General features: G+C 63.0%; 19 protein-coding genes. 7 read left to right on the top strand and 12 right to left on the bottom strand.

The genetic code is table 11. The annotated features are described in order from the left end of the window. Positions 1 to 249: 249 nt before the first annotated feature. Complete coding sequence (locus FKB36_RS05450; protein ID WP_261597021.1) at positions 250 to 1170, top strand: DUF362 domain-containing protein; 921 nt, start codon at positions 250 to 252, stop codon at positions 1168 to 1170. 3 nt (positions 1171 to 1173) lie between these two features. Here the strand turns inward: FKB36_RS05450 and FKB36_RS05445 are convergent, their stop codons facing one another. Then, positions 1174 to 1734 carry a manganese efflux pump MntP gene (locus tag FKB36_RS05445; protein ID WP_261597020.1) on the bottom strand — a complete coding sequence of 187 codons (561 nt, stop codon included), beginning with the start codon at positions 1732 to 1734 and terminating at the stop codon, positions 1174 to 1176. Between the two features lie 95 nt (positions 1735 to 1829). On the opposite strand from FKB36_RS05445, the gene FKB36_RS05440 reads away from it, so the two are divergent. Then, the gene (locus FKB36_RS05440; protein ID WP_315901821.1) at positions 1830 to 3740 is read left to right on the top strand and encodes an agmatine deiminase family protein; all 1911 of its coding nucleotides are present in this window, start codon (positions 1830 to 1832) and stop codon (positions 3738 to 3740) included. 104 nt (positions 3741 to 3844) lie between these two features. Here the strand turns inward: FKB36_RS05440 and FKB36_RS05435 are convergent, their stop codons facing one another. From FKB36_RS05435 to FKB36_RS05405, 7 genes are all read right to left on the bottom strand, one after another. After that, positions 3845 to 5419 carry an MFS transporter gene (locus tag FKB36_RS05435; protein WP_261597019.1) on the bottom strand — a complete coding sequence of 525 codons (1575 nt, stop codon included), beginning with the start codon at positions 5417 to 5419 and terminating at the stop codon, positions 3845 to 3847. 185 nt (positions 5420 to 5604) lie between these two features. After that, positions 5605 to 6408 carry a glucose 1-dehydrogenase gene (locus tag FKB36_RS05430; RefSeq protein WP_261597018.1) on the bottom strand — a complete coding sequence of 268 codons (804 nt, stop codon included), beginning with the start codon at positions 6406 to 6408 and terminating at the stop codon, positions 5605 to 5607. A gap of 86 nt (positions 6409 to 6494) precedes the next feature. Next, positions 6495 to 7367, bottom strand: a complete 873-nt coding sequence (locus FKB36_RS05425) for a thiamine pyrophosphate-dependent enzyme (protein WP_261597017.1) — start codon at positions 7365 to 7367, stop codon at positions 6495 to 6497. After that, positions 7364 to 9022 carry a 2-oxoacid:acceptor oxidoreductase subunit alpha gene (locus FKB36_RS05420; protein WP_261597016.1) on the bottom strand — a complete coding sequence of 553 codons (1659 nt, stop codon included), beginning with the start codon at positions 9020 to 9022 and terminating at the stop codon, positions 7364 to 7366. Before FKB36_RS05420 ends, FKB36_RS05425 begins: the two co-directional genes overlap by 4 nt. Before the next feature lie 222 nt (positions 9023 to 9244). Continuing rightward, complete coding sequence (locus tag FKB36_RS05415; protein WP_261597015.1) at positions 9245 to 9991, bottom strand: hypothetical protein; 747 nt, start codon at positions 9989 to 9991, stop codon at positions 9245 to 9247. Between the two features lie 53 nt (positions 9992 to 10044). Further along, positions 10045 to 11178 (bottom strand): NAD-dependent epimerase/dehydratase family protein, encoded by a 1134-nt coding sequence (locus FKB36_RS05410; RefSeq protein WP_261597014.1) that lies wholly within the window; start codon positions 11176 to 11178, stop codon positions 10045 to 10047. Positions 11179 to 11361: 183 nt separating this feature from the next. Next, complete coding sequence (locus FKB36_RS05405; RefSeq protein WP_261597013.1) at positions 11362 to 12951, bottom strand: FMN-binding glutamate synthase family protein; 1590 nt, start codon at positions 12949 to 12951, stop codon at positions 11362 to 11364. A gap of 256 nt (positions 12952 to 13207) precedes the next feature. On the opposite strand from FKB36_RS05405, the gene FKB36_RS05400 reads away from it, so the two are divergent. After that, the gene (locus tag FKB36_RS05400) at positions 13208 to 13648 is read left to right on the top strand and encodes a hypothetical protein (protein WP_261597012.1); all 441 of its coding nucleotides are present in this window, start codon (positions 13208 to 13210) and stop codon (positions 13646 to 13648) included. Positions 13649 to 13708: 60 nt separating this feature from the next. Here FKB36_RS05400 and FKB36_RS05395 read toward each other — a convergent pair whose 3' ends face one another. Next, positions 13709 to 14404 (bottom strand): 2,5-diamino-6-(ribosylamino)-4(3H)-pyrimidinone 5'-phosphate reductase, encoded by a 696-nt coding sequence (locus tag FKB36_RS05395; RefSeq protein ID WP_261597011.1) that lies wholly within the window; start codon positions 14402 to 14404, stop codon positions 13709 to 13711. A gap of 221 nt (positions 14405 to 14625) precedes the next feature. Here FKB36_RS05395 and FKB36_RS05390 point away from each other — a divergent pair, with 221 nt between their 5' ends. The 3 genes from FKB36_RS05390 to FKB36_RS05380 all read left to right on the top strand — a co-directional run bounded on the left by FKB36_RS05390 (position 14626) and on the right by FKB36_RS05380 (position 18269). Next, complete coding sequence (locus tag FKB36_RS05390; RefSeq protein WP_261597010.1) at positions 14626 to 16422, top strand: PAS domain-containing sensor histidine kinase; 1797 nt, start codon at positions 14626 to 14628, stop codon at positions 16420 to 16422. Between the two features lie 3 nt (positions 16423 to 16425). Beyond that, positions 16426 to 16851 carry a response regulator gene (locus tag FKB36_RS05385; RefSeq protein ID WP_261597009.1) on the top strand — a complete coding sequence of 142 codons (426 nt, stop codon included), beginning with the start codon at positions 16426 to 16428 and terminating at the stop codon, positions 16849 to 16851. Positions 16852 to 16940: 89 nt separating this feature from the next. Continuing rightward, the gene (locus tag FKB36_RS05380; protein WP_261597008.1) at positions 16941 to 18269 is read left to right on the top strand and encodes a glycosyltransferase; all 1329 of its coding nucleotides are present in this window, start codon (positions 16941 to 16943) and stop codon (positions 18267 to 18269) included. Between the two features lie 12 nt (positions 18270 to 18281). On the opposite strand, the gene FKB36_RS05375 is transcribed toward FKB36_RS05380, so the two are convergent. Continuing rightward, on the bottom strand, positions 18282 to 18719 hold the full coding sequence (locus tag FKB36_RS05375) for an Hsp20/alpha crystallin family protein (RefSeq protein ID WP_261597007.1): 438 nt from the start codon (positions 18717 to 18719) through the stop codon (positions 18282 to 18284). 307 nt (positions 18720 to 19026) lie between these two features. Between FKB36_RS05375 and FKB36_RS05370 the strand changes: the two genes are divergently transcribed. Further along, the gene (locus FKB36_RS05370) at positions 19027 to 20271 is read left to right on the top strand and encodes a ferritin-like domain-containing protein (protein ID WP_261597006.1); all 1245 of its coding nucleotides are present in this window, start codon (positions 19027 to 19029) and stop codon (positions 20269 to 20271) included. Positions 20272 to 20346: 75 nt separating this feature from the next. Here FKB36_RS05370 and FKB36_RS05365 read toward each other — a convergent pair whose 3' ends face one another. Next, positions 20347 to 20988: a phosphoribosylanthranilate isomerase gene (locus tag FKB36_RS05365; RefSeq protein WP_261597005.1), complete on the bottom strand. Its 642-nt coding sequence runs from the start codon at positions 20986 to 20988 to the stop codon at positions 20347 to 20349. A gap of 365 nt (positions 20989 to 21353) precedes the next feature. Continuing rightward, positions 21354 to 22874: a transglutaminase-like domain-containing protein gene (locus tag FKB36_RS05360; RefSeq protein ID WP_261597004.1), complete on the bottom strand. Its 1521-nt coding sequence runs from the start codon at positions 22872 to 22874 to the stop codon at positions 21354 to 21356. Positions 22875 to 23431: the final 557 nt, after the last annotated feature.

The raw sequence follows: 23431 nt of genomic DNA, 5'->3' as shown, positions 1-23431 counted from the left end.
CCGGGCGCGGGGCTTCGTGCCTTCCGGAAGCGTTCCACGCGAGATGCGCGATCTCTACGATTTCCGTGAGGTTTACTACGTATTGCGCTCGGGGTGCTCTTATACGTGTCGAATGAGGCGCGTGGATCCGCCTGCCCGGCCCGGCGCGATCACGGTCTCCTCCCGGCGCGAATGCCGCAGTTCGACCGTTTATAACGTCCCGGGGTGGCGGCCCAGAATTTTTATAGGTTGTCGTGTCACCCTGCGCGCATGGCATCCCCCGCGGCATCAGAAGTCTACGTCATCGATGCATCCGATCGTCACCGTGCCGTCGAGGCGCTCTGGCGCGAGATGGATCTCCCCTCCCTCGACGGGAAGGCCGTTGCGGTCAAGGCGAACTTCAACAGCGACGATCCGTTCCCCGCGACGACCCATCCCGGTATGCTGGAGGCGATCTTTTCGGAGGTCGGCGCTGCCGGCGCCCGGTCGATCGTGCTCGGGGAGCGGAGCGGGATGGGAGAGACCGCTCGCGTGCTGGAGAACCGGGGCGCCGCCGCTGTAGCGGCCCGGGCGGGTGCGGAGGTGGTGGTGCTCGACTCGCTTCCCCCTGCGGGGTGGGAGGCGATCCCGCCTGACGACCTTCACTGGAAGCGCGGGTTTCTGGCCGCCCGGCTCTTTCTGGAGGCCGATGCGGTGATCGAAACCTGCTGCCTGAAGACGCACCGGTTCGGCGGCCACGTCTCCCTCTCCCTGAAGAACATGGTCGGAGCGGTGGCGGAGAAAGACCCGGGGGACGGCTACAACTACATGGCGGAACTGCACGCCTCGCCGCACCAGAGGAGGATGGTCGCCGAGATCAACGGTTCCCTCCCCTGCGCCGTCGCCATCCTGGACGCGACGGAGGGGTTCTCGACCGGGGGGCCCGAACGGGGCAACCGTATCGCCCCGAACGTCATCCTCGCGAGCACCGACCGGGTCGCCCTCGATGCCGCCGGGATCGCGCTGCTCCGGCACTACCAAACGACCGCCGAGGTGATGCGGGGCCGGATCTTCGCGATGGATACCATTGCCCGGGCTGCAGAACTCGGGGTCGGGGTTACGTCGGCACAGGACATGCGGCTCGTCGCGCTCGACCCCGGGAGTAAAGATCTCGTCCTCGATATGCGGCGGATCCTCGACGAGAGCGCCTGAGGTTCAGTTGAAGAGGTGTTCGACAAGGATCCGCAGACCCATGCCGACGAGGATCACCCCGCCGGCGATCCCGGCCTTCCGTCCGGCGGCCCGGCCGAACGCGCCCCCGAGGAGCACGCCGCCGGCACAGAAGGCGAAGGTGACGATCCCGATCGTGATCGCGGGGAGGAGGATCGGGGCATCCAGCACAGCAAACGAGACGCCGACGGCGAGGGCGTCGATGCTGGTCGCGACGGCGAGCAGGATCAGGGTGGCTGCGTTCCCGGCGGAGAACGGGGCTACCTCGCCGTCTCCCTGGAGCACCTCGACGATCATCTTCCCGCCGATGAGGGCGAGGAGCAGAAAGGCTATCCAGGGAGCGTAGGCCTCGGTAAACCCTGCGAGGGTCGCCCCCCCGAGCCAGCCAAGCACCGGCATTCCCGCCTGGAACCCGCCGAAGAGCGCTCCGATGATGAGCGCCCACCGGATCCTTCCTTCCCTGAGCGCGGCTCCTCCGCTGATCGAGACCGCGAAAGCATCCATCGCGAGCCCGATGGCGATAAGGAGGGTCGTCGCAAACTCCATTCTTCCTATAACCTTCCTGCGCGATGCCTGATAACTCTGTGGTCGGCGGTTGTTATAAGGCTGGAGCGTCCTACCGATACGGAGAGATGATGGAGATGAGCACAGTGAAGATCGGCCTCATCCAGACGGCGGTGAGCGAGGACCTCGACTATAACCTGGAGCATACTCTCAAGGCGGCGAGAGCGGCGATCGCGAAGGGTGCACGGATCCTCTGCCTGCAGGAACTCTACCGCGTCCCCTACTTCCCGCAGTATGAGGGGGGAGATGCTTCCCGCTACGCCGAGACGATCCCGGGCCCCTCGACCGAGGCCTTCGCGGCGCTTGCCCGGGAGCACGGTGTCGTGGTCGTCGTGCCGGTCTACGAGCGGACCGAGACGGGCGAGTACTACAACACCGCCGTGGTGATCGATACCGACGGCCGGCTCCTCCCTCCCTACCGGAAGGTGCACGTCCCCTACGACCCGCTCTTCTACGAGAAGAACTACTTTCAGCCCGGCGACCGCTACCGGGTCTATGAGACCCGCTACGGCCGGATCGCCGTGCTCATCTGCTACGACCAGTGGTTCCCGGAGGCCGCACGGGCGGTTGCGCTCATGGGGGCGGAGCTCATCTTCTACCCGACCGCCATCGGGAGGGTTGTGGGCGAAGAGCCGCCCGAGGGCGACTGGCGCGAGGCGTGGGAGACGGTGCAGCGCGGCCACGCGATAGCAAGCAGCGTCCACATCGCCGCCGTCAACCGGGTGGGGAGCGAGGGGAATATCCGGTTCTTCGGGAGTTCGTTCGTCGCCGACGCGTTCGGCAACGTCATCGCCCGGGCGAGCGAGACCGATGAGGAGACCCTCGTCGTCGAGGTCGACCTTGCAGGGAACGAGGCCGTCCGGGAAGGCTGGGGGTTCATGCGGAACCGGCGCCCGGAGACCTACCGACCGCTCGTCCGGAGGCTCCTGCCGGGCGTGGCTCCTGCAGCCTCCGGCTACCGCATGCCTGCGGAGTGGGAGCCGCACGACGCCGTCTGGCTCTCCTGGCCCCACGACCGCGAGACGTTCCCCGACCTTGCCGGCGCGGAGCGGGCCTACGTCAAGATCATCGCGGCGCTCCAGGGTTCCGAGACCGTCAACCTCCTCGTCACCGGCAAGAAGATGCGCACCCGGATCGAGGCGATGCTGGAGGAGGAGGGCGTCGATACGTCCGGCGTCCGGTTCCATCTCGCCGACTACGCCGATGTCTGGTTCCGGGACTATGGGCCGACGTTCCTTCTGAACAGAACGTCCGGGGACCTCGCGATGGTGAACTGGACGTTCAACGCCTGGGGAGAGAAGTACCCCGAGCTGCTGGAGGATACCGGGATCCCGCTCGTCATGAACCGCGAGATGGGACTCCCTCTCTTCACCCCCGGGATCGTCCTCGAGGGCGGCTCCATCGAGGTGAACGGGTGCGGCACGGTGATCACGACGGAGGCCTGCCTCTTAAACCCGAACCGGAACCCACACCTTACCCGTGAGGATCTCGAGGCCTACCTGGAGGGCTACCTCGGCGCCGGCCATGTCATCTGGTTAAAGCAGGGTATCGCCGGCGACGATACCGACGGCCACATCGACGATATCGCCCGGTTCGTGAATCCGACGACGGTCCTCTGCGCAGTCGAGGAGAACGAGGACGACGAGAACTACGCCGCCTTGCAGGAGAACTACGAGATCCTCCGGGCATCGACCGACCAGGACGGCAACCTCCTGACGGTCATTCCCCTTCCCATGCCGGGGAAGGTCGGCGGCACGGAGAGGCTGCCGGCGAGTTACGCGAACTTCTACATCGGGAACACCGTCGTGCTGGTGCCGGTTTTCGGGCACCCGAACGACAGGGTTGCCATGACCCGGATCCGGCAGGCCTTCCCCGGCCGGAAGGTCGTCGGGATCGACTGCACGGCGATGGTCGCGGGCTCCGGTGCGATCCACTGCATCAGCCAGCAGCAACCGTCGGCGGGGAGAGCCGGAGCACGACCGGAGTAAGAAGGTGGGTTGCGGTGCTCTATGGGCGGGTGGTGGTCTGAGCCATTCGACGGCGAGGCTCTGGATGGTGTGTCATCCCTCCATGTTCCTGCCCTGGACCGAACCTATGGGCGCCGGGAATCCGGGGGTTCCGTCCCCTCCTCATCGACCGTCTCTTCTTTGGGCGGCTCCTTGCTGCTCCTCTTTTGGTGGTTCCTGAGGGACGAGAAGGGGAACTTCACCATATCCCGCAGGCCCCCTGCCGGGGAGAAGTTGCGCATATCCCGCCGGACCCCTGCAAGGAGTTCGTTGACGACCTCCTGCTCCTTTGCCTCCCCCTCCTCCTGCACCGCTGTCAGACGGTGGAGGGAGTAGAGCCCGAGGATGAAGGCGAAGAGGAAGAAGAACTCCCACTGCTGCAGGTCGAGGGTGACAAAGACGAGTTCTCGCACCGGGCTCCTCCATACCAGCGTCCAGATCAGCTCCCGTTTGGCGAAGAAGTCCACGAAGAGCCCGCCGAGGATCGGGGCGACACCGGCGGCGACCGAGTTTGCAAAGGTGCTCGCTGCAAGGTAACTGGTCGCCTGACCCTTAGGGGCCAGTTTCAGGCCGATGTTTCCCGAGGCGAGCGAGACCCCCGCAAGCGAGATCCCCATCAGGATGTGAATGAGGATGAGGAGCGGATAGGTCAGGACGTAGACGTCCGGGAGCGTGACGAACATCCAGGCGAAGATCGCGAGCATGAAGAGCGGGCCGCTCACGGCGAGCACCGATTTGTTGGAGAACCGGTCGGAGACCTGCCCCCACGAGCGGTAGAAGACGATGTTCATGACCTGGCTGAGGACGCTGAGGGCGACGACGAGCGAGACATCCAGGCCGATCCTCTGCAACATGTAGACCGTGAAGAACGGCGACGCGAGGTTGACGGCAAAGTTCCACGAACCGAGGAAGATGACCAGGTTCCTGAAGTTGAGGTCCGCAAAAGGCTTTCGGATGGCAGCGAAGAAGCCGTCTTCCGCTTCTTCGACGACCATCCGGGGCTCAGGGGTGCGGGCGAGGAAGGTGATCCCGATGAGACCGGCGATGAGCCCGAGGAGGAAGAGGAGGGAGTAACCGTAGGCTGCAAGGTCCGGGAAGACGGCCTCCCAGGAGTCGATGAAGAAGCCGGCGACGAGGCTGATGACGAGCGCAACCGCTGTGGAGAGGGTCAGCCGGTGAGAGAAGAAGGCCCCGAGCCGGTCCTGCGGTATGAGGTCCCGCATCCAGGAGTTCCAGCCGCAGTGGGAGACTGCCGAGAATGACGCGTAGAGGGCTATCGAGAGGATGAGCACGAATATCCCCCGCTCCGGCGAGAGGAAGAACGGTATCAGGATGATGGGTATCCAGCAGAGGCGGGCGGCGAGCGATGCCGCGACGACCACCAGCCTCCGCTTCCGCACGCGCTCGACGATGTAGATGGAGGGGATCTGCAAGAGTTCTGCAAGCGGGGGAATGGCGGCGAGGAGGCCGACGACGGTGTTCGATGCCCCGAGTTGCAACGCGAAGGCTACGAGGAAGATCCCGCCGGTCAGCGTCACCATCGCCTGGGTGGTAAGGCCGTCCCGGATGACGAGTTTCAGGCCGTGGTCGACCTCTTCGTCCGTCAGGCTCTCTCTGGGCTCGAAGATCCCGCGCCGCCTGCGTCCTCTCGTTCTGCTCAATGAATCGGTCACCTCGATGGATCGCCCGCGATAGCAGAGATTGTTGCGGGCGATTATTCGAGTCCAATTGTATAAAAATGGAATTATATTAATCTGTTTGAATGGATCGTGCGGCTCTCCGGCACCGGGGCGGGAGCGGCCGCGATCCCCGGGCGGGTATACCCGTTACGGCGGCCCGCCGCCATTCAACTCCCCGACGACCACGGCGTCCTGAAGTTGGGATAGAGCGTCAGCCCGCCGTCGACGTAGATCGTCTGCCCGGTGATGTAGGAGGCGTCGTCGGATGCAAGGAAGGCAAAGACCGCGGCGATCTCATGGGGCTCTCCCGTGCGCCCCATCGGGATATGCCCCGCCACCTCCGCTTCCCTATCGGGATTATCGGTCCATTCCTGGTTGATCGGGGTCGCGATCGCACCGGGGGCGACCATATTGATCCGGATGCCCTCTCCGGCGTACTCGAGTGCGAGTGTCCTCGAGAGGGCCGCGAGCCCCGCCTTGCTCGCGGCGTAGGAGGCGTACTGCGGTTTCGGGATCCTCTCGTGAACCGAGGAGTTGTTGAGGATGACCCCTCCGCCCCCGCGGTCAAGGAAGTGGCGCAACGCCTCTCGGGAGCAGAGGAACGCGCCACGGAGATTCACCCCGAGAACCCGGTCGTAGTCGTCCATCGTCACATCGTGGCTCGGGTTTGCAGCCTGGATCCCTGCGTTGTTGACCAGGATATCAAGCCGCCCCCACGCCGTGAGAACCTCCGCGAAGATGCGTCTGACGTCCTCTTCGCTCGCGACGTCCCCCTGGACCAGCATCCCTTTCCCGGGGCCGCTCTTATGGGCGTCCCGCACCCCGTCAAGCGTGATCTCCGCCTCTCTCGCGCTTGAGCGGTAGTTGATGGCGACGCTTGCGCCCTCCTCCGCGAACCGGATCGCCGTTGCCCGGCCGATCCCGGTCGAACCACCGGTGATGAGGGCGTTCTTGCCTTCCAGCCGTCTCATATCGCCTCACCTTCTGGTGGTCCGGGCACCCGGCCCGTCCCGCCCCCCCCGGTGGGGCGGGTGGGTTATGAACCCTCGGGTGGGTCTCACCGCCACTCCTCGATGACCTTCCGGACAAGTGCCCTCCGATCGGGCTTTCCGGCAGTCAGTGCCTGGAAATGCTCCTCGTAGACCGGCTTTTTCACCGAGTAGAACGTCCCGAGCGGGATCGGTGCCTCCCGGTCGTAGTCCCACTCCCGGATCTTACCAAGGGCGCTCTCGAACCGGCCGGTCTCGACCTCCCCCTCCTGCATCTCGTAGGTGTGTTCATTGTAGTAGTCGGTCAGGTTGAAGTAGGTCGCGCAGATCTGGAGGACGTCGATGAGCGAGAACCCGCGGTGCATGATCGCCTCCTTGAAGAGGCCCTTCAGGTGCTGGACCTTCCTGGTGTAGCCGCGTGCGATGTGGGTCGCCCCGGCGGCGAGCATGACTTCGAGCGGGTTCAAGGGGTGCTCCGTGATCCCGCCCGGGGTGGAACGGCCCTTGAACCCGGAGGGCGACGTCGGGGTGTACTGCCCGGTCGTCAGCCCATAGACCCGGTTGTCGTGGACGACGACCGTGATATCGCTGTTCCGTTTGGCTGCGAAGAGGAGGTGGGCAAGCCCCTCGGCGTAGATGTCCCCGTCCCCGACGTGGCAGATCACCTTTAAGTCCGGATTTGCGAGCCGTATCCCGGTGGCCGCCGGGACCGACCGGCCGTGGATGCCGTAGAGGGTGTTGACGTTCAGGTAGTCGACCAGTTTCCCGTGGCATCCGATCCCGCCGAGGAGGACGAAGTTCTCGATGGGTATCCCCTCCTCCTCCGAGAGTTCCGCGATCGCCGACTTCATCATGTGCTCTATCGAGAAGTTGCCGCACCCGGGGCACCAGGTGTTCTGCGCCGGGCTGATGAGGTCGCCGGCCGGTTTTGGCGGAGTCATGCGAAGACCTCCCTGAGGCGTGCCTCCAGTTCGTCGACCGCGAACGGGCGCCCGTCGTACTTCAGGACGGATCTTCCCGGATCGAAGTCGTGCTGGCGGAGGAGGCGGGCGAGCTGTCCGGTGGCGTTGTTCTCGACGCAGGCGACGTCCCCCGCCCCGATCATCGCCTCTTTCCAGGCGCGGACGGGGAACGGCGCAAGCACGAGCGGCTGGACGACCTGCGCCCCGAGCCTCTCGGCGGCCTCGATGCAGGCCCACTTCTCCGAGCCCCAGCAGACGATCGTCTTCCCGGCATCCCGCGTGCCGTAGGTCTTCACCGTCGGGTAGGTGGCGAGTTCCTCCTTGAGGCTCTTGCCTTTCCTGAGCATCTTCTCCTGGAGTTCCCTCGTCTCGTTCGCCTCTTCCGTCGTGAACCCGGCCTCGTCGTGGGCGTAACTGCTCGCCTTGACGATCGCTCCCTTCCTCCCCGGGAAGGCGAGCGGCGACACCCCGCTCTCCGTCCCGGTATACCGGCGGTACTCGCCGTTCCCATCCCAGAGTTCCGGCTCCCGGTCGGGGGGCTCCGTGACGGCCCCGATATCGAACGAGTAGGCCCCCTCCGCGAGCGTCTTGTCGGTCAGGACGATCGAGGGCACCTGGTATTTCCAGGAGAGCATCAGGGCGGTCGCCGACCAGGAGTAGGTCTCGGCAAGGTCGCCGGGAGCAACGACGAACCGCGGGAACTCGCCCTGACCCGCGTTCAGGACGAAGTGCAGGTCGGTCTGGGCGGTGTAGGTCGGCATGCCGGTGCTCGGGCCGGGCCGCTGCCCCACGACGATCGTCACGGGGATCTCTGAGCTCCCGGCAAGGGAGAGGGCCTCGGTCATCAGGCAGAACCCCCCGCCCGCGGTTCCGACCGCTGCCTTCTCCCCGGCGTATGCGAGGCCGAGCGCCATCAGGATGACGCTGATCTCGTTCTCCGGGTGGAGGACCTTGATCGAGAGGTCTTCGGCGCGGTTCGCGAGGAAGTGGAGGATGTTCGATGTCGGGGTCATCGGGTAGGCGACATAGGACTCAAGCCCGCCGTGCACGAGCCCGAGCCCTGTCACCTCGTTTCCGGTCAGGACCGGGAGTTCCGGCCCCTCGAGTGGCTCGACGGTGAAGACGCCCTCCACGGCGTCGTAGCCCCGCCCGGCAACCCGGAGGTTCGAGTCCAGGTGCTTCGCGGGGACGCTTTTATGGAGGACTTCATCGAGCACGTCACGCCCGATCCCCGCCACCCGGGCGAGCGCCCCGAGCATCGCGGAGTTCTTGGTGATCGGGGGCGCTTTCTCCTCTTTGACGATCGTATCGAGCGGGAGGCCGTAGCCTTCGCCCCGCACCACCTGCGAGGCATCGTAGACGACCGTCGTGCGGTCGTGGATACGCTCCCGGTGGTTCTCGATGCTGTTCTGGTCGAAGGCGAGGAGGATATCGACCTCTGTGCGGTGCGCCCCGATCGTCCTCTCCGAGGCCCGGATGATCGCGAAGTTGTGCCCGCCCCGGATGAGCGAGGGGTAATCGAAGTACATGTAGGTGCGGTAACCAAGGCGGGAGAAGAGGCCGGCGATGGAGAGGCCCGCCGTGTTGATCCCCTCCCCCGCCTTGCCGCCGATCAGGATGGAGTATTCGGCCATGGTGATCAGACCTGGCGTAGCCCGCCGGCGGGTATATACATTGTGCCACGAGCGTGACCCGGCCAGTCCAACCCGCGACGTGATCTCTCATATGTTCGTGATACAGGATAGCGAAGTCTCACGCGAAGGCGCGAAGAGGAGCGCCAGCAACCATCTGCCGAACTTCGCGTTCTTCGCGTGGATCTGCGGCGTGCAATTGGCGATGCGATCCCTGCAGCACTCTCATCGTACTACCGTCGACGCCGTCTCGTCGAAGGGATTGGTGCGCATCGCAAGCGAGAAGAGGTAGGGGTAGTTGCACTTCAGGTGCTCCATGTAGGCGAGCCATTCCACGATGAGCCGGCCGTACACCCGTTCGACGTCCCTGGTGAGATGCGCGATGTCGCTCTCGGGAAGGCTCGCGAAGTCCTTCCTGCGCTCGAGCTCCTCGGTGAGGTGGAAGACCGCCCGGAGGAGGTCGGTGAACGATTCGTGCTCCAGGAGGACGGGGTTTTCAAGCAGGCGGAGGAGGAAGTCCCGCCGTTCCTTCAGGTAACCGCAGAGTTCCTGCAGGTCTCCCGGATCGACGGCGACCCGGCAGGTGTGGTCTTTGAGGCGGTCGCGGACTGCGCCGAAGGTCTCGGGTCTCCAGGCGTCCGTCACGACGAGGCCCTGGTGGGCTCCCCTGAGGTCCGGGTCGCGTGCGGAGATGTAGGCGAGGAGCGCGGTGCCGACCTCCGAGAAGAATGTCCCGATGACCATGTTCAGTTTCTCCAGTCGGTCGCGCTTTGCCCGGATGCTTAGGAGTTGATTCAGGATCAACGTCACCAGGAGGACGTTTATCGGCAGAAACCCGAGAGCGTTGAAGATGTACTGGTAGGTGTTCTCGGGATCGCCGAGGAGGAGGTACTTCACGCTGTAGATGGCGATCGAGGAGGCGACCAGGACGATCCCGAGGCGGACCTCCCAGGTCCGAAGGCCGATGCGCATGATGCGGTCACATACTTCCGGCGGAGAAATAAAGGTTGGGCGTCGGGTGCCCCTCAGACCCGCAGGCGTGACGACCCGAGCGCCCTGACAGGTGCAGGAACCTTCTTCTGTGCTGCGATATCCGCTTCGACCCAGGAGACCAGGTCGAGCAGGCCGGCATCGAGCGGGACTTCCGGCTCGTAGCCGAGAACCTCCCGCGCACGGCTGATCTCTGCGAAACAGTGGCGGATCTCGCCGGTTCGCCCGATCTCCGTGATCTCCACCGGGAGGTCCTGCCGCCCGGTTATCATCGCAAGGATGCCGGCGGCGGTCGTGAACGTGCAGGGCCGGCCGCTCCCGATGTTGAACGTCTCGCCGGCGGCACCCTGCGACTCGAGTGCCAGGCGGAAGGCCCGGGCCGCGTCGTAGACGCTCACGAAGTCGCGCTGCTGGTAGCCGTCCTCAAAGAGCCGGATGGGGAGTCCCTGCAACAGGCGGGACGCGTACTCGGTGAGCATGCCGGAGTAGGGGTTCGCGTATCCCTGGTGCGGGCCGTAGACAGAGAAGAGCCGGAGAACGGTCGTTGGGATGCCGTATGCCTCCCCGATCAGCCGGCACATCTCCTCCTGGTCGTGCTTGGAGATGGCGTAGACCGAGCGCGGCGACGTCTCCTTCGTCTCCGGCGTGGGGAGGGGGTAGACCACCTCCCCCTCAGGGCTCCGGGGCTCCCACCTGCCCCTTGCTGTCTCTCCCCGGGAACGGTGGATCTTCGGGTAGGTGGTGCCGTTGTACGAGCAGTACAGCCCCTCCCCGTAGACGGTGCTGCTCGAGGCGACGATGAGCCGCTCGATAGGGTGATCGAGGAGCGCCTCCAGGAGCACGGCGGTTCCGGAAGCGTTGACGCTCACGTACTTCTCGATCTGGTACATGCTCGACCGGTCCCCGACGACCGCCGCCAGGTGGATGACGGCGTCGACCCCGTCGAGAGCCTCCTTGAACTGGTGCGAGTCCCGGATATCCCCGACGATGACCGTTGCGCGCCGGTCGAGGTGCCCGGGCCGGTGTCGCTCCGACCCGTGCACCTGCGGCATCAGGTTATCGAGGATGCGGACCTCATAGCCGTGCTGCAACAGTTCTGTCGCGAGGTGCGACCCGATGAATCCCGCTCCCCCGGTGATGAGAACGGTCGGACTGGTATCCGTATGCATGTGTATCAGGCATTCCTGACACACTCTTTGCATTAAATATTATCGTGAATGCAAAATATTATTAAAAATTGTTTATTTGGGACATCTGCATCTTCCGGGGTTGTTTAACCTCTCCCGGCCCAGTGTCGGGGGCGCATGGTCTGCGGCCGGCGGGGAGCTCTTCGCCGTTCGATGCGCTCCGTCTCACGAGTCGAGGATCGCCTCGGCGGCGTCGCGGTAAGCCCGCATCACGTAGGGGATGCCGGAGACCGCCTCCGCCTCTTCGGTCAGGGCCATCAGGTCACTCCTGCCCACGGTCTTGAGGCTGAAGTTCCGGGTTCCGGCCATGATCTGCTGGAGCCCGGTTCTGAATTTCTGGGCGTAGGTGTAGATCCCGATTGCTCCGAGCGGGATCTCGTCCATCCGGCCGGGGTATCGCTCTTTAAGTTCCTCGTAGCAGACGAAGATCTCCGCGGCGGTGCTGCCGTACTTCGAGACGGTTCTCGGGAGATCGCCCGCCTCAAGCCACTTCCTGATGTTCTTCCCGACCATGCCGGGGATCATCAGAGCGCGGCCCATACAGACCGCCCTGACGTAGGGACTTCCCATGGCCAGCCCCTTGAAGACGTTGGCCTCGTCCGCGAACCCGCCTGCGATGGCGATGTCCGGGACCCGGATGCCCCGCTCCCGGAGCCTCTCGGCGAACCGGTAGGCAAGCGACTCGATGTAGAACGTCGGGATGCCCCACTCGTTCATCATCGGCCAGGGGCTCATCCCCGTGCCGCCGGGTGCGCCGTCGATGGTGAGGAGGTCTATCTTCGCTTCGGCCCCGTAGCGGATTGCCATCGCGAGTTCGACGGCCGAGTAGGCGCCGGTCTTGAGGGTGACCCGCTTAAAGCCGATATCGCGAAGCCGGTCGACCTCTTCGAGGAATCCCTCCCGGGTGACAAAGCCGAGACGGGAGTGCCGCTCAAACTCCTTTGTGGCGCCGCCCTCGAAGGCCGCCCGGACTTCGTGAACCCCCGGGTCGGGGAGGACGATGTAGCCGCGACCTTTGAGCTGGTTCGCCCGGTCGAGGTTGTCGACCTTGATCTCGCCGCCGATGCACTTCGCCCCCTGGCCCCACTTCAGCTCGATCGTCTCCAGGTTGTGCTTCGAGGAGACGTACTCGGCGGTCCCGAGCCTTGTATCCTCCACGTTCAGTTGCACCAGGAGTTCCCCGTAGCTGTCCCGGAACTTCCGGTAGGACTCGATCCGGCGATCCATCTCGGGCGACCGGGCGACCCTGCCGTCGTGATCGAGCACCAGCCCCGGGTCGACGCCGCAGACGTTCTCCCCGCAGACGAGCGTGATGCCCGCTATGGCTGCTCCGACGGCGAAGTGTTCCCAGTTCGCCTGCGCAATCTCGGTCGAGCCGAGCGCCCCGGTGAAGACCGGCACCCGCATCGGCACCTTGCTCTCCCACCCGTACTCCGTCCGGGTATCGACGGCGGAGAAGACCGCGGTGTCGGGATTGCCCTCAACACCTTCCGGCAGCCCTTTTGCGCCCCGGGCGTAGCCCTGGATGTTCAGGTGCGAGTAGTCGACCGGGTAGTCCTTATCTGCGCCGGCCGTGATCTCGCCGAACGGGCCGGGGTAGAGCACCTCTCTCCCCCGAAACGAGGAGAGCCAGATCTCGCAGGACCCCTTGCACCCGTCGACGCACCGGCTGCAGATGCCGGACATGGGAACGACATCGCGGGAGCGGTTGGCTGTACCCGTCGCATCGTTGGCGTTCGGTCTTCGCAGGTTCATCGGTTGCACCTCTACAATTACAGGTAGAAGGTTCCTTCCTACTAATATAAATTTTTCTATAGGTGGCCCCGCTCCCCGAGAGCCCCGCCCGGATCCCACTCCCCTCTCTTCCGACCGGGTGAGATCGCGGAACCCTCGCTGCATCGCGGGCTATTTATGCCCTCGTATTCACGGTATGCCGCGGGCGTGACGAAAGGGTGAAATACATTGATGTGTATGATGCATTATGAACTTCAGGTTGTTATCAGCTCTGACTGTGCTTCTGCTCGCATTCCTGCTCTGCGCCGGCTGCACCGGCACGGGCGGCGATGCTGACCCCACAACCCCGAGGGCGACGGCGACGATCACCCAGGCTCCCGCAGCCACGGCGACGCCGGCCTCGCTTACACCCGGCCCGACGCAGACGGTGCCGCCGGGAAAAGAGATTGACTTCCAGCTCCAGGGCGGTTACCCCTCGCGGATCACGAACGATCTCTACATCGCGTTCAGCGGAGGTAAAGGACAGGACTTCATAACGAAGATCGACGTGCGCGTGACCAAGGCGACCGGTGAGGTCATCACCGACACCCTGCAGCCGGTTCGCGGTGACGATATCATCATCCAGAATGCGAAAGGCGAGAACCGGGTCGAGATATCCGTCTCCCTCGTCACGGGAGGCACCTACAAGGTCAAGGACCAGATCGTTGTAGTGCCCTGATCAAAACACCTTTTTTCGGCCGACCGGAGTGCGATCAGTCGTTGATTCTCTCTAAAAAAACTATCGAGCGGGTCTTTCTCGCCGCTCTACTTCCCACCGCATGAGGAGGCCGTCGTCGAGCCGGACGGCCTCGATGATCCGCAGCCGGGCGAACTCTTCCTCCCGGAGAAATCCTGTGCCGTCCGCCGGCGTGGGAGCGTCCTTCCCGCCGATGACGATGTTGCCGACGAAGACCTGGAGTTCGTCGACGAGCCCCTGCCTAAAGAGCGTCCAGATGAGTGTCCCCCCTCCCTCGACCATCAGGCGCCGGACGCCCTGTTGGTGCAGTTCTTCGAGCAGGGCGGGGAGATCGACGGTCTCATCTCCCGCGACGATGACGGCGGCGTGCTGCCGGAGGGCATCTACGGCACTTTCGGGTGCCTTCCTTGAAACCGCGACGATACGCTTCCCGCTTCCCTTCTGAAGGATATCCGCATCCGGGGGCGTCCTCCCCCTGCCGTCCACCACGATGCGGATGGGGTTCTCATCCCTTCCGGCCGCCCTCCGCTGCTCCCGGAGTTCCGGGGACTTGACGGTGAGCGAAGGGTTGTCGGCGAGCACCGTCCCTATGCCGACCATGATGGCATCGCTCTCCGCTTTGATCCGGTCGACCCGGAGGTAGTCCTCGCTACCCGAGATCCTCACCTGTCGCCGCTCTCTCGTCGAGATCTTTCCGTCAGCGCTCATCGCGATGTTGACGAAGACAAACGGGCGCATAATCTAGGGTTACACGCTGATCTTCATATAATCTCCTTTTTGGGCGGTATCGGGCATGCCGGCTCTCCTGCCGTCTCTCTCGTTTGAGAGTTGAAAAATATTCGGGTTCCTCCCCGGGATTTCATAAAATCGCACTCCTTTTCCTGAAAACAACTGTTTAGTGGTCGGATGATTTCGAATGTATTTTATATATCCTCTGGTGATATTTTTCTCTATTATCTATGTCCTCGAACCGGAGTTTCGTAAGCTGCATTCGTGAGGATCTCTTTACCGGGACGGATCTCGTCAAAATGATCGTGGTGGTCTCGTTCTCGGCGATATCCCTCATGCTCACCGCGGCCACTCCGGTGAACGCCCAGCTCCTCTCTCCTCTGGTGTATTGCATCCCGATCCTCCTCGTTGCTCTCTGGTTTCCCCGGCAGGCCTTCGGGACGACAGCGTTCCTGGTTGCCGGGTTCGTGATCATCCGTGTCTACCTCTCGAACTTCGGTTTTGCCGTCGACCCCGTGATGACGGGGCTGCACACGATGATCTTCTTCTGGGTCTTCGGGGCCACGACACTCTTTTCGCAGGATTCACACATGGCTGCCTCCCGGTGCAGGCGGATCATGGAGGATACCCGGAATGCGCGATTCCTCTGCGACCCCGCGACCCTCCGTATCGTCTGCGCCAGCAGAAAGTGTGCCGAGATCTTCGGTTACACTCCCGGAAAGTTCGTCGGCATCCCGGCAGAGACGTTCTGGGCGGACGAGACCGGCAAAGCATGGTTCATCGAGGAGATGGAGCGGGAAGGCTACGTCGGAAACGCAGAGATGGCGTTCTACGCACGTGGCGGCGATGCGAGGAGGGTTCTCCTCTCCTGCAGGGTCCTCCCCGCCGAGAACCTCTTCGAGTGCACGGTCGTCGACACCGGCAGGCTGCCCGGCGAGAACGACGACCCCATCCCGTCGAACGGGCGGCTGCTGGACCTCATCCGGCAGGCAAATGAGATCTTCTTCGTGCTGGACGCCACGGGCTGCTTCGTGCACTTCACCTGGACTCGTGCGCCCGAGTACAGGGTCTCTCCCGAAGATCTCGTCGGAAAGAGTGTGGATGCTCTCCTGCGCGGCGAGATCGCCGCACAGAGCATGGGACGGATCCAGGAGGTGATCGAGGAGCAGAAGAGTGTCTGTTACAATCTCGACCTGGATATCGCAGGCACCCGGCATACCTTCGCCGTCTCGATCGCGCCGTATACCGGAGCAGACGGTAAGTTCACCGGCGTCGTGGGGTCGGCGCGGGATATCACCGAGGTGCGGCGGCAGAGGCTCGCGTGCAGGCAGCTCTCCTGGGAGGTCGAGCAGTGGCAGGGACTCGTCACCAAACTGGCCCACGAGTTGCGCACCCCGCTGCAGCCGCTTCTTGGCTACCTGCGGATGATCGTCGAAGATCCCGGTTATTACGGCATCACGAAGGATACCGAGAACCTCCTCAGGACCTGCCTTGCGTGCGCCGATCAGGAGCTGGCGGTGGTGGAGCGGGCGGTCGAACTCAGTCTGCTCACGATGGACTACGTCGACCTGACCATCCAGGAGATACCCCTCCGCGAGTTTGTGGACGGCGTCGTCTCTCGAGGCGAATACGAAGGAAGTGCCCTGATTTATAACGAAATCCCCGATACCGTCCGCATCCCGGGAGATCCCGACCGCCTATCCATGGTGATGATGGGGCTGGTGTCGAATGCCGTTAAGTATAATGAACCACCAGAGAAGGTCTGGATCCGGTATACGAGATCGAATGAAAACCATTATATTATGGTGTGTGATAATGGCATCGGTATCCCCAAAAATATCATCGAATCGATCTTTGAGCCGTTCTACATAGGGGGCGCCGGAGACCCGGCCTGCAAAGGCGGCAGTACCGGCCTTGAGCTCTCGATCGCGGACAAATATGTCCGGTTGCACGGGGGAGACATAACGGTTACGAGCGAGGTGGGCGAAGGGAGCACCTTCACCATCCGGCTACCGAGGGAGGTATGAACTTTGGGAAAGAAGATCATGGTCGTTGACGACGACCTGCCGACACTGGAAGTTATGGAACTGCTGCTCAAGAAGATCGACCGCGAACCGCTCCTTGTTCACAACGGGTGGGACGCTCTCCGGGCGATCAAGAAAGAGAAGCCCGCACTCATTATTCTTGACGTGATGATGTCTCCCATAGACGGATGGCAGTTCCTGGAAGAACTCAAACGTAACGACGAATACAAGGATATCCCTGTCCTGCTCTTCACCGCGAAACACGTCTGGCCGGAGGAATACTCGAGGTATGAGAATGATATCATCGGTGTCCTGGAAAAACCCATCTCTCTTGCCGAGTTGAAGGCTGCCCTGGAGAAGGCCCTTCCCCCGGCTGCCTCTTCTCGCACGGACGACGACACCCACCGCACCCTGCCGGTCAGAAGCTGGTGACCGGATTTTAGGCGCGCCCCACGAGTTCCTCTCCCTTACCGAAAGGCATTTTAGCGGGTGGGTGCGTATTGCCCGGTAGTGTTCCTCGCATGATTGTTACGGATCTCCCCGGGGTTCCCTCTCTCAGGGAATATCAGCGGATCGTGGGTGAAGAGCAGTTCTCGGCGATCGAGGAGCTCGGCGGGCGTCTCTCGGATGTCAGGCTCCAGGAGATCAACTCGACCCGCCACGGCGGCGGCGTCTCGGAGATCCTGATCTCATATGTCCCGTTCCTCAACGCGCTCGGCCTTGAGACGACGTGGAGCGTCATGGAGGCCGAACCGGCGTTCTTCGACGTGACGAAGACGCTGCATAACTTCCTCCAGGGGAGGGAAGGCGGGTTCTCGCCGGAGATGATCGAGACCTACTGGGAGGCCCAGCGGCAAAATGAAGGGCTGATCGAGGACGATTCCGATGTCGTGACCATCCACGACCCCCAGCCGCTCGGTCTCATCGAGTTCCTGACGAACCGGGAACTCGAGCGAAAGAGGCTGCTCTGGCGGTGCCACGTCCAGCTGGAGACAGTGCCCACCACGGCCGTCGGGAGCATGGGGAGCATCTTACGCAGGCTGGTCGAGAAGTACCACGCCGGCATCTTCTCCAGTTTCCAGTATCTCCCCCTCTGGAACGTGCCGAGTTTCATCATCCCGCCGTTCATCGATCCCCTCTCCGAGAAGAACCGCGAGCTTCCTCCGGCGGAGACCGACGCAACCCTCGCGAAGTACGGCATCGACCCGGAGAAACCGATCGTCACCCAGGTCTCGCGGTACGACGTCTTCAAAGACCCGGTCGGCGTCATCCAGGCGTTCAAGATGGTCCGCCGGAAGACGCCCTGCCAGCTCGTCCTCGTCGGCGGGCGGGCGTGCGACGACCCGGAGTGTTTCATCGTCCTGCGCGAGGTCCGCGAGACGGCCGAGGACGATCCCGACATCCATATCCTCGACCTCCCACCGGACAGCCACCGGGAGATCAACGCGATCCAGCGTGCGTCCGACGTGATCGTCCAGAAGTCCATCAAAGAAGGGTTCGGGCTGACGGTGACCGAAGGGCTCTGGAAGGAGAAACCGGTCGTCGCCGGGAGCGTCGGCGGGATACCGCTCCAGATCCGGGACGGCTGGAACGGCTACCTGGTCTCGACGATCCGGGAGACCGCCGACCGGGTCCTCCACCTCCTCAGGAACCCGGATACGGCGCGAGAGATGGGCGCACGGGGCAAGGAGTTCGTGCGGGAGTACTATCTCCTCACCCGGGGGGTGCAGGATCACCTCACGGCCATCGACCAGGTGGTCAACGGGAGGATCACCGCCCGGGACAGCGTCATCTGTTACCACCCGCAGGTGGTGACGACCCGGATGGCCGGGTACGCTGCCTGGCAGTGATCCCGCTTCCTGTCACTCGATCGGGATCATCCTGCCGCTGGGCTCAGACGCTCTCCCCATCTTCTTCAGGCGGACTTCGAGGACGCCGTTCCTGAACCCGGTCCGGGCGCCTCCCCCCACCACGCTCGCGGGCAGGTATACCGTCCGGCTCAGGGTCCCGTCTCCGCGCTCGTGGATGTAATACTCCTCCTCGACCGGCCCGGCACGCCTCGCCGTTATCCGCAGCGTCTGGGGATTTAGCAGGTTGATCCGGGTATCACCCGGCTCTACGCCGGGCAGTTCCGCGACGACGATCACCTCGTCGCCGTGTTCGAGGATATCGACCCGGAACTCCGTAGACAGGCCGAAAAAATCGCGGCTGCTTCTCACGGCGCCCTCCCGGTTGTTCGCTCTCTGCTCCCCATCCTGCCGCCGCCCGGCACCGGGGGGGTCGTCTTCTCTCCCTGTCATGATCCATGCCTCCTGCAGTCTGGTTGCCCTCAGATGGCGACCGGCCATCTCCTCTTGGGCGGGGATACTTAACATTTCGTACCCGGGAGCGGTCGCCTTCCCGTACAAGCAGTCCCGTATACGCCGCGCCCACTGGGGCGGTCTTGCCGAAGAACGGGTCGGAGAACCGTCATCTTCAACCGGTCGTTATGTTTTTATGACGTGACCGGTATGGGGAGCGACCCCCGGGTCTTTTGCAGTGCGGGTGCGATCGGCGAAGGGTTCGCCGCCCGTGCCGGTGAATCCGTGGGGTATGGAGGGAGACGAGATGGCGCAATTCAGACCATTCGAGATGGAGGGCATGCCTATCGAAGAGCAGCCCATAAACTGGAAGGATATGGTTCCGGCCCCGTACGACAAAAAGGCGGTCGACGCCTACACCCGGACCCGGATCATCCTCATGAACGGGATCGAGAACAACGCCGTCCTGATGTCGCACGCGATCGAGCGGATGCACCCGGATCCGGCGGTGAAGAAGTCGATGGCCCTGATGCGGCGGATCGACTCCCAGCAGCAGGAGACGATCAACTGGCTCAACCCGGCCGACCAGTCGATCATCGAGACCACACTCGGCTATGAACAGGTGGCGGTCGACCTCACCGCGAACCTGGCACAGAACGAGCCGGATCCTTACGTGAAGCAGACGCTGGACTTTGCCTTGCTGGAGGACTTCGATCACCTCTACCGCTACAGTTGCCTCTATGACTACATCGAGGGCGGCGACCCTGACTCGATCGTCCAGGGCAGGACCGAGGTGAAGCCCGGCCGGCCGACGAGCATCGAGCACCGCCATCCCGACGACTCGATGCGCAAGCACTACGACAAGGATACGGCCGACATCAAGACGAAGATGAACTACATCACGATCACCGCCGGGGAGCAGCAGACGATGCTCTACTACCGCTCGCACGGGTTCATGTATCCCGACGATATCGCGCGGCAGTTGTATGCCGAGATCGCGGAGATCGAGGAGCAGCACGTCACCCAGTACGGCCTGCTCGGTGACCCGAACGAGACGATGCTTGAGAAGATGGCGATGATGGAGCTCAACGAGGCGTACCTCTATCACTCCTTTGCAGAGCAGGAGAGCGACCCCAGGATCAAGGGGATCTGGGAGAACTTCATGAAGATGGAGGTCACGCACTTCAACGAGTGCGCCCGGCTCATCGAGCAGTACGAGGGCCGGGATATCCGGGATATCATGAAGGCCGACGTCATCGAGCCCCTGGTCGTCTTCGAGTCGAACAAGGACTACGTCAACAGCGTCCTCGATGCTCAGCTGGATCTTGCACCGAACAACATGGAGTACGTGCGGATGCGCGAGCTTCCGGACGACTGGGCGAGTTTCGGCTACCAGCGCGTCATGAACGCAAAGGGCGTCCCGAGCGAGGAGGTCGTCTCTAAAGCGGGCCCGGGTCTTGCCGAGCGCGACCAGGCGGAGAGGATCCAGAAGGTCAAGCAGGAGATGGCCCGCCGGGTCGAAAGGGGTATGGCGGCGGTGCCTGCCCGGTGAATTCTCTTTTTTTATGTGTGCCGTGCGGGTGCCGGGGGCGTTTACCCCCGACACGGCGAGATCAGGACATTCGTCTTATCCGGCGCCTCGCGCTTCGCGGGCAAACGCAAGCGTCCTTTCCGGGTTGCGGGCGCCGTCTTTCTTGACGCCGGTATGCACATCGACCGCGTAGGGACGGACTTTCCGTATCGCCTCCGCCACATTCTCCGGGGTGAGCCCTCCTGCGAGTATGACGGGGATCTCCGAGCCCGCCACGATCTCCGCGCTGATATTCCAGTCGTGCGGGATCCCTGTCCCCCCGAGCCTTTCTGCGGTTCTGGTGTCGAGGATGAGCGCGTCGGCGTAAGGCTCGTAGCGTTTCGCCGTCGCGATCGCTGATCTGTCCATGACGTGCACGGCTTTTATGATCTTTACATACGGGAGAGCATCGCGGACGTCGTCCAGTTCGGCCGGCTCGACGGTATCCTGGACCTGCAACGTCGTGCAGTGCGACTCCCTCACGAGCCTGATGAGGTCTTCTGTCTCGTGGAGGTGGGTGACTGCGACCGGTTCGATGAACGGCGGGAGGCGGCGGATCATCTCAGCGGCCCGGGCCGGCGCTACGGCGTCGCTTGTTGGGTGGGTCACTCCCATGATGAACCCCACGGCGTCGCAACCGGCGGCGACTGCGCACCGCATGTCGGCAAGGCTCGTGGTTCCGCAGAATTTGATACGCATCGGATCAACTCTGTCGTCCGGGGAGAAGAGGGTATTCCCGGGGATGGCCGCCAAAAGACCTACACGTATGTTCGGTCGTGCCATTGCGGGGTCCCATCCTCTGCCGTGACGGGCATATCCCGGGAGCAGGAAGACGTGCGGGTCTGCCGGGATGCGGCGAGACGGAGTTGAGGTATGATAGGGCGCATGGACCCCTCCCGCATTTCTTCAAGGGCTTCGACAAACGTGAAGAAGGCCTTTCTCCTGATGAATGATACGCCCGGAGACATGAGTGAACCGATCGTCATCAAGAGCAACCGGCAATCCATCTCGTTTCCGGGATACCCACGGGGAAGAGCGACCCGTGCCAAAAAAAATGGGTGGGATCAGTCGACGGCCTCAAGGCTGATGCCGAAACACCCCATGCAGAAGAGATCGATGTCGTAGTCTGCCGTATCGGAGACGATCGCCGGGGACTGCCGGACACACCTGAAGATGGCGGCGTCGTCGGGCAGGGCCGGGTCCATCGGGGCGTCGATGTTCTTCTGGATGACGAGGCGTGCGGAGTCGAGGTTCGTGGCGTAGTAGTCCTTGAACGCCGTCCGCTTCTCCTCGGGGATGGCGACCCAGTCGGCTGCCTCGGCAACCGTCACGTCGTTCGGGACCCAGCCGTAGCCGGGGAGGTAGTACTCCGACCAGAAGTGGCCGCCGGGCGTCTCGGCCATGATCATCTGGTAGCCGCCGAGGGTGCGGGCCGGGATCCCGAGCGACCGGCAGAATGCGGAGAAGAGCGTGCTCTGGGTGCCGCAGTCGCCGTGGCCGGTCTCGAACATGTAGGTGGACTCGGCCGCTTTGGGCTCCCGGGCATCGATCGAGCCGTGCGGGACGTGGCTGTAGGGGTAGGTCTCGATGATGTGGTAGTAGATCATCTGCGCCTGGAGATGCGGGTTCGTCTCGTTCCCGACTATCTCTCGCGCCTTCGCCCGAACGGCGTCCGTGAGTTCGATGTTTCGCTCGGACTTCGTGTAGAGCAGGTACTCAGGATCGCTCGTGTTGTACTCCCCGACCAGCGCCGGGTCGATATCCTCGAAGTTCTGCTCGTAGGAGGTGAACGCGATATCCGCCGTGATGACGAGGTCGCCGTTGACCGCCCCGGCCGGGACTTCATAGTAGACGTAGCCGATACTTCCTGTAGTGAACGGGCCGGCGACGATGTAGTCGGGAGCCGAGAGGTTCGTGACGGTGACGTTCCTCTGCGCGTCCGTCTCGACCGGGAGCGGGAGCCAGATCTTCAGGATTCCCGTCGACGGGAGTGCCTCGTGCGGGATCTCGAGCCGCTCGACGCCCACGTAGCGGACCGGGTTCACGTACGGCCCGATCCCTTCGGGCTGATCTTCCGCCCAGGCGAACCGGCCGAGGTAGTCGAAGTCCACGCCTCTCTCGTTCTGCTTCTGTATCTCGGCCGGGTGCGCGTAGAGGTAGTTCCCGGCGACGTCGTAGAAGTAGAGCGTCTCGTTCTCCGAGACGATCGTCTGGGCCCGGGTGTCCAGCCATTCGGCTATCGCCGCATCGGCGATCCAGGGGACCCGCTCCCGCATCGCCGCCTCTGCAGCGCTACGGTCGAACGGGTACTCCATATACGTCCGGTTCGCCCGGAAGATGGCGTTCCGGGCTTTCAGCGCCTTATCCGTATCGCCGGCATCGGTGTAGAGGGTGTAGGCCTCGGTAAACCGTTCTTCGGCGACCCGGTAGTCGGCGGCTCCGTATGCGGCGAGCCCCCGGGCGTAGGCCTCGTCGGCCGGTGCAACCGGTTCGTTCTTCTCGTCTGTTGTGGCGGTGCATCCTGCTGCAGCGATGAGGAGCAGGACGGATGTAACCAGGAGAGCGGTGAGTGCTCGATGAGTCATACGTGAGAATGCATACGGATCGAAAAAAAGCCTTTCTCTTTGTTCGGGCTTTTCTCTACATGGTACCGGAGATTTCTCGCATTCTGCCGTTACGCCGGATGCCGCCCCGGTTGTACCATGAGCAGAGCAGAAGGCACCGAAACGACGTTCTATGGGAGCGGAGTCTGCTCACCCGGGGGGTGGTGGCGCCGAGCAGCGGAGGTTATGATCCCATTACAAAATACGAAATGGGAATATTTTAAGAATCTAAGGCAGAAAATTTGTTGAACTATGTTCCGGATGGGCGTTATGATCCTATTATGATCCCATTGTGGTACTTCTATGATCTATTCCTCGCTACATACGTCAACGAGTAGCGCACACCCGGCCCGGTTGTTCCCTCTTTGCGAAGCGGGCCGAAGAGCGAGCATGTATGCCTTCCCGCGCCTGCTCGCCATCACCGAGGGGAACCGGTTGTGAATACCCAGATATCTGCAAACGGTTTTGTGTATATCAAAACCCCTATCCGATATACACAAAGTTCGTTGTGTATACCAGAGTATCTGAAAACCATGCCC

The sequence above is a fragment of the Methanoculleus formosensis genome (assembly GCF_025384765.1).
Classification (GTDB): Archaea; Halobacteriota; Methanomicrobia; order Methanomicrobiales; family Methanoculleaceae; genus Methanoculleus; species Methanoculleus formosensis.
The sequence above is the reverse complement of the archived record's forward strand: the minus strand, read 5'-3'. Positions and strand labels throughout refer to the sequence as shown.

Excerpts from the sequence above, each read along its gene's own strand:
- FKB36_RS05450 (WP_261597021.1), top strand. The coding sequence starts at position 250 with ATGGCATCCCCCGCGGCATCAGAAGTCTACGTCATCGATGCATCCGAT.
- FKB36_RS05445 (WP_261597020.1), bottom strand. The coding sequence starts at position 1,734 with ATGGAGTTTGCGACGACCCTCCTTATCGCCATCGGGCTCGCGATGGAT.
- FKB36_RS05440 (WP_315901821.1), top strand. The coding sequence starts at position 1,830 with ATGAGCACAGTGAAGATCGGCCTCATCCAGACGGCGGTGAGCGAGGAC.
- FKB36_RS05430 (WP_261597018.1), bottom strand. The coding sequence starts at position 6,408 with ATGAGACGGCTGGAAGGCAAGAACGCCCTCATCACCGGTGGTTCGACC.
- FKB36_RS05425 (WP_261597017.1), bottom strand. The coding sequence starts at position 7,367 with ATGACTCCGCCAAAACCGGCCGGCGACCTCATCAGCCCGGCGCAGAAC.
- FKB36_RS05420 (WP_261597016.1), bottom strand. The coding sequence starts at position 9,022 with ATGGCCGAATACTCCATCCTGATCGGCGGCAAGGCGGGGGAGGGGATC.
- FKB36_RS05415 (WP_261597015.1), bottom strand. The coding sequence starts at position 9,991 with ATGCGCATCGGCCTTCGGACCTGGGAGGTCCGCCTCGGGATCGTCCTG.
- FKB36_RS05410 (WP_261597014.1), bottom strand. The coding sequence starts at position 11,178 with ATGCATACGGATACCAGTCCGACCGTTCTCATCACCGGGGGAGCGGGA.
- FKB36_RS05405 (WP_261597013.1), bottom strand. The coding sequence starts at position 12,951 with ATGAACCTGCGAAGACCGAACGCCAACGATGCGACGGGTACAGCCAAC.
- FKB36_RS05395 (WP_261597011.1), bottom strand. The coding sequence starts at position 14,404 with ATGCGCCCGTTTGTCTTCGTCAACATCGCGATGAGCGCTGACGGAAAG.
- FKB36_RS05390 (WP_261597010.1), top strand. The coding sequence starts at position 14,626 with ATGTCCTCGAACCGGAGTTTCGTAAGCTGCATTCGTGAGGATCTCTTT.
- FKB36_RS05380 (WP_261597008.1), top strand. The coding sequence starts at position 16,941 with ATGATTGTTACGGATCTCCCCGGGGTTCCCTCTCTCAGGGAATATCAG.
- FKB36_RS05375 (WP_261597007.1), bottom strand. The coding sequence starts at position 18,719 with ATGACAGGGAGAGAAGACGACCCCCCCGGTGCCGGGCGGCGGCAGGAT.
- FKB36_RS05370 (WP_261597006.1), top strand. The coding sequence starts at position 19,027 with ATGGCGCAATTCAGACCATTCGAGATGGAGGGCATGCCTATCGAAGAG.
- FKB36_RS05365 (WP_261597005.1), bottom strand. The coding sequence starts at position 20,988 with ATGCGTATCAAATTCTGCGGAACCACGAGCCTTGCCGACATGCGGTGC.
- FKB36_RS05360 (WP_261597004.1), bottom strand. The coding sequence starts at position 22,874 with ATGACTCATCGAGCACTCACCGCTCTCCTGGTTACATCCGTCCTGCTC.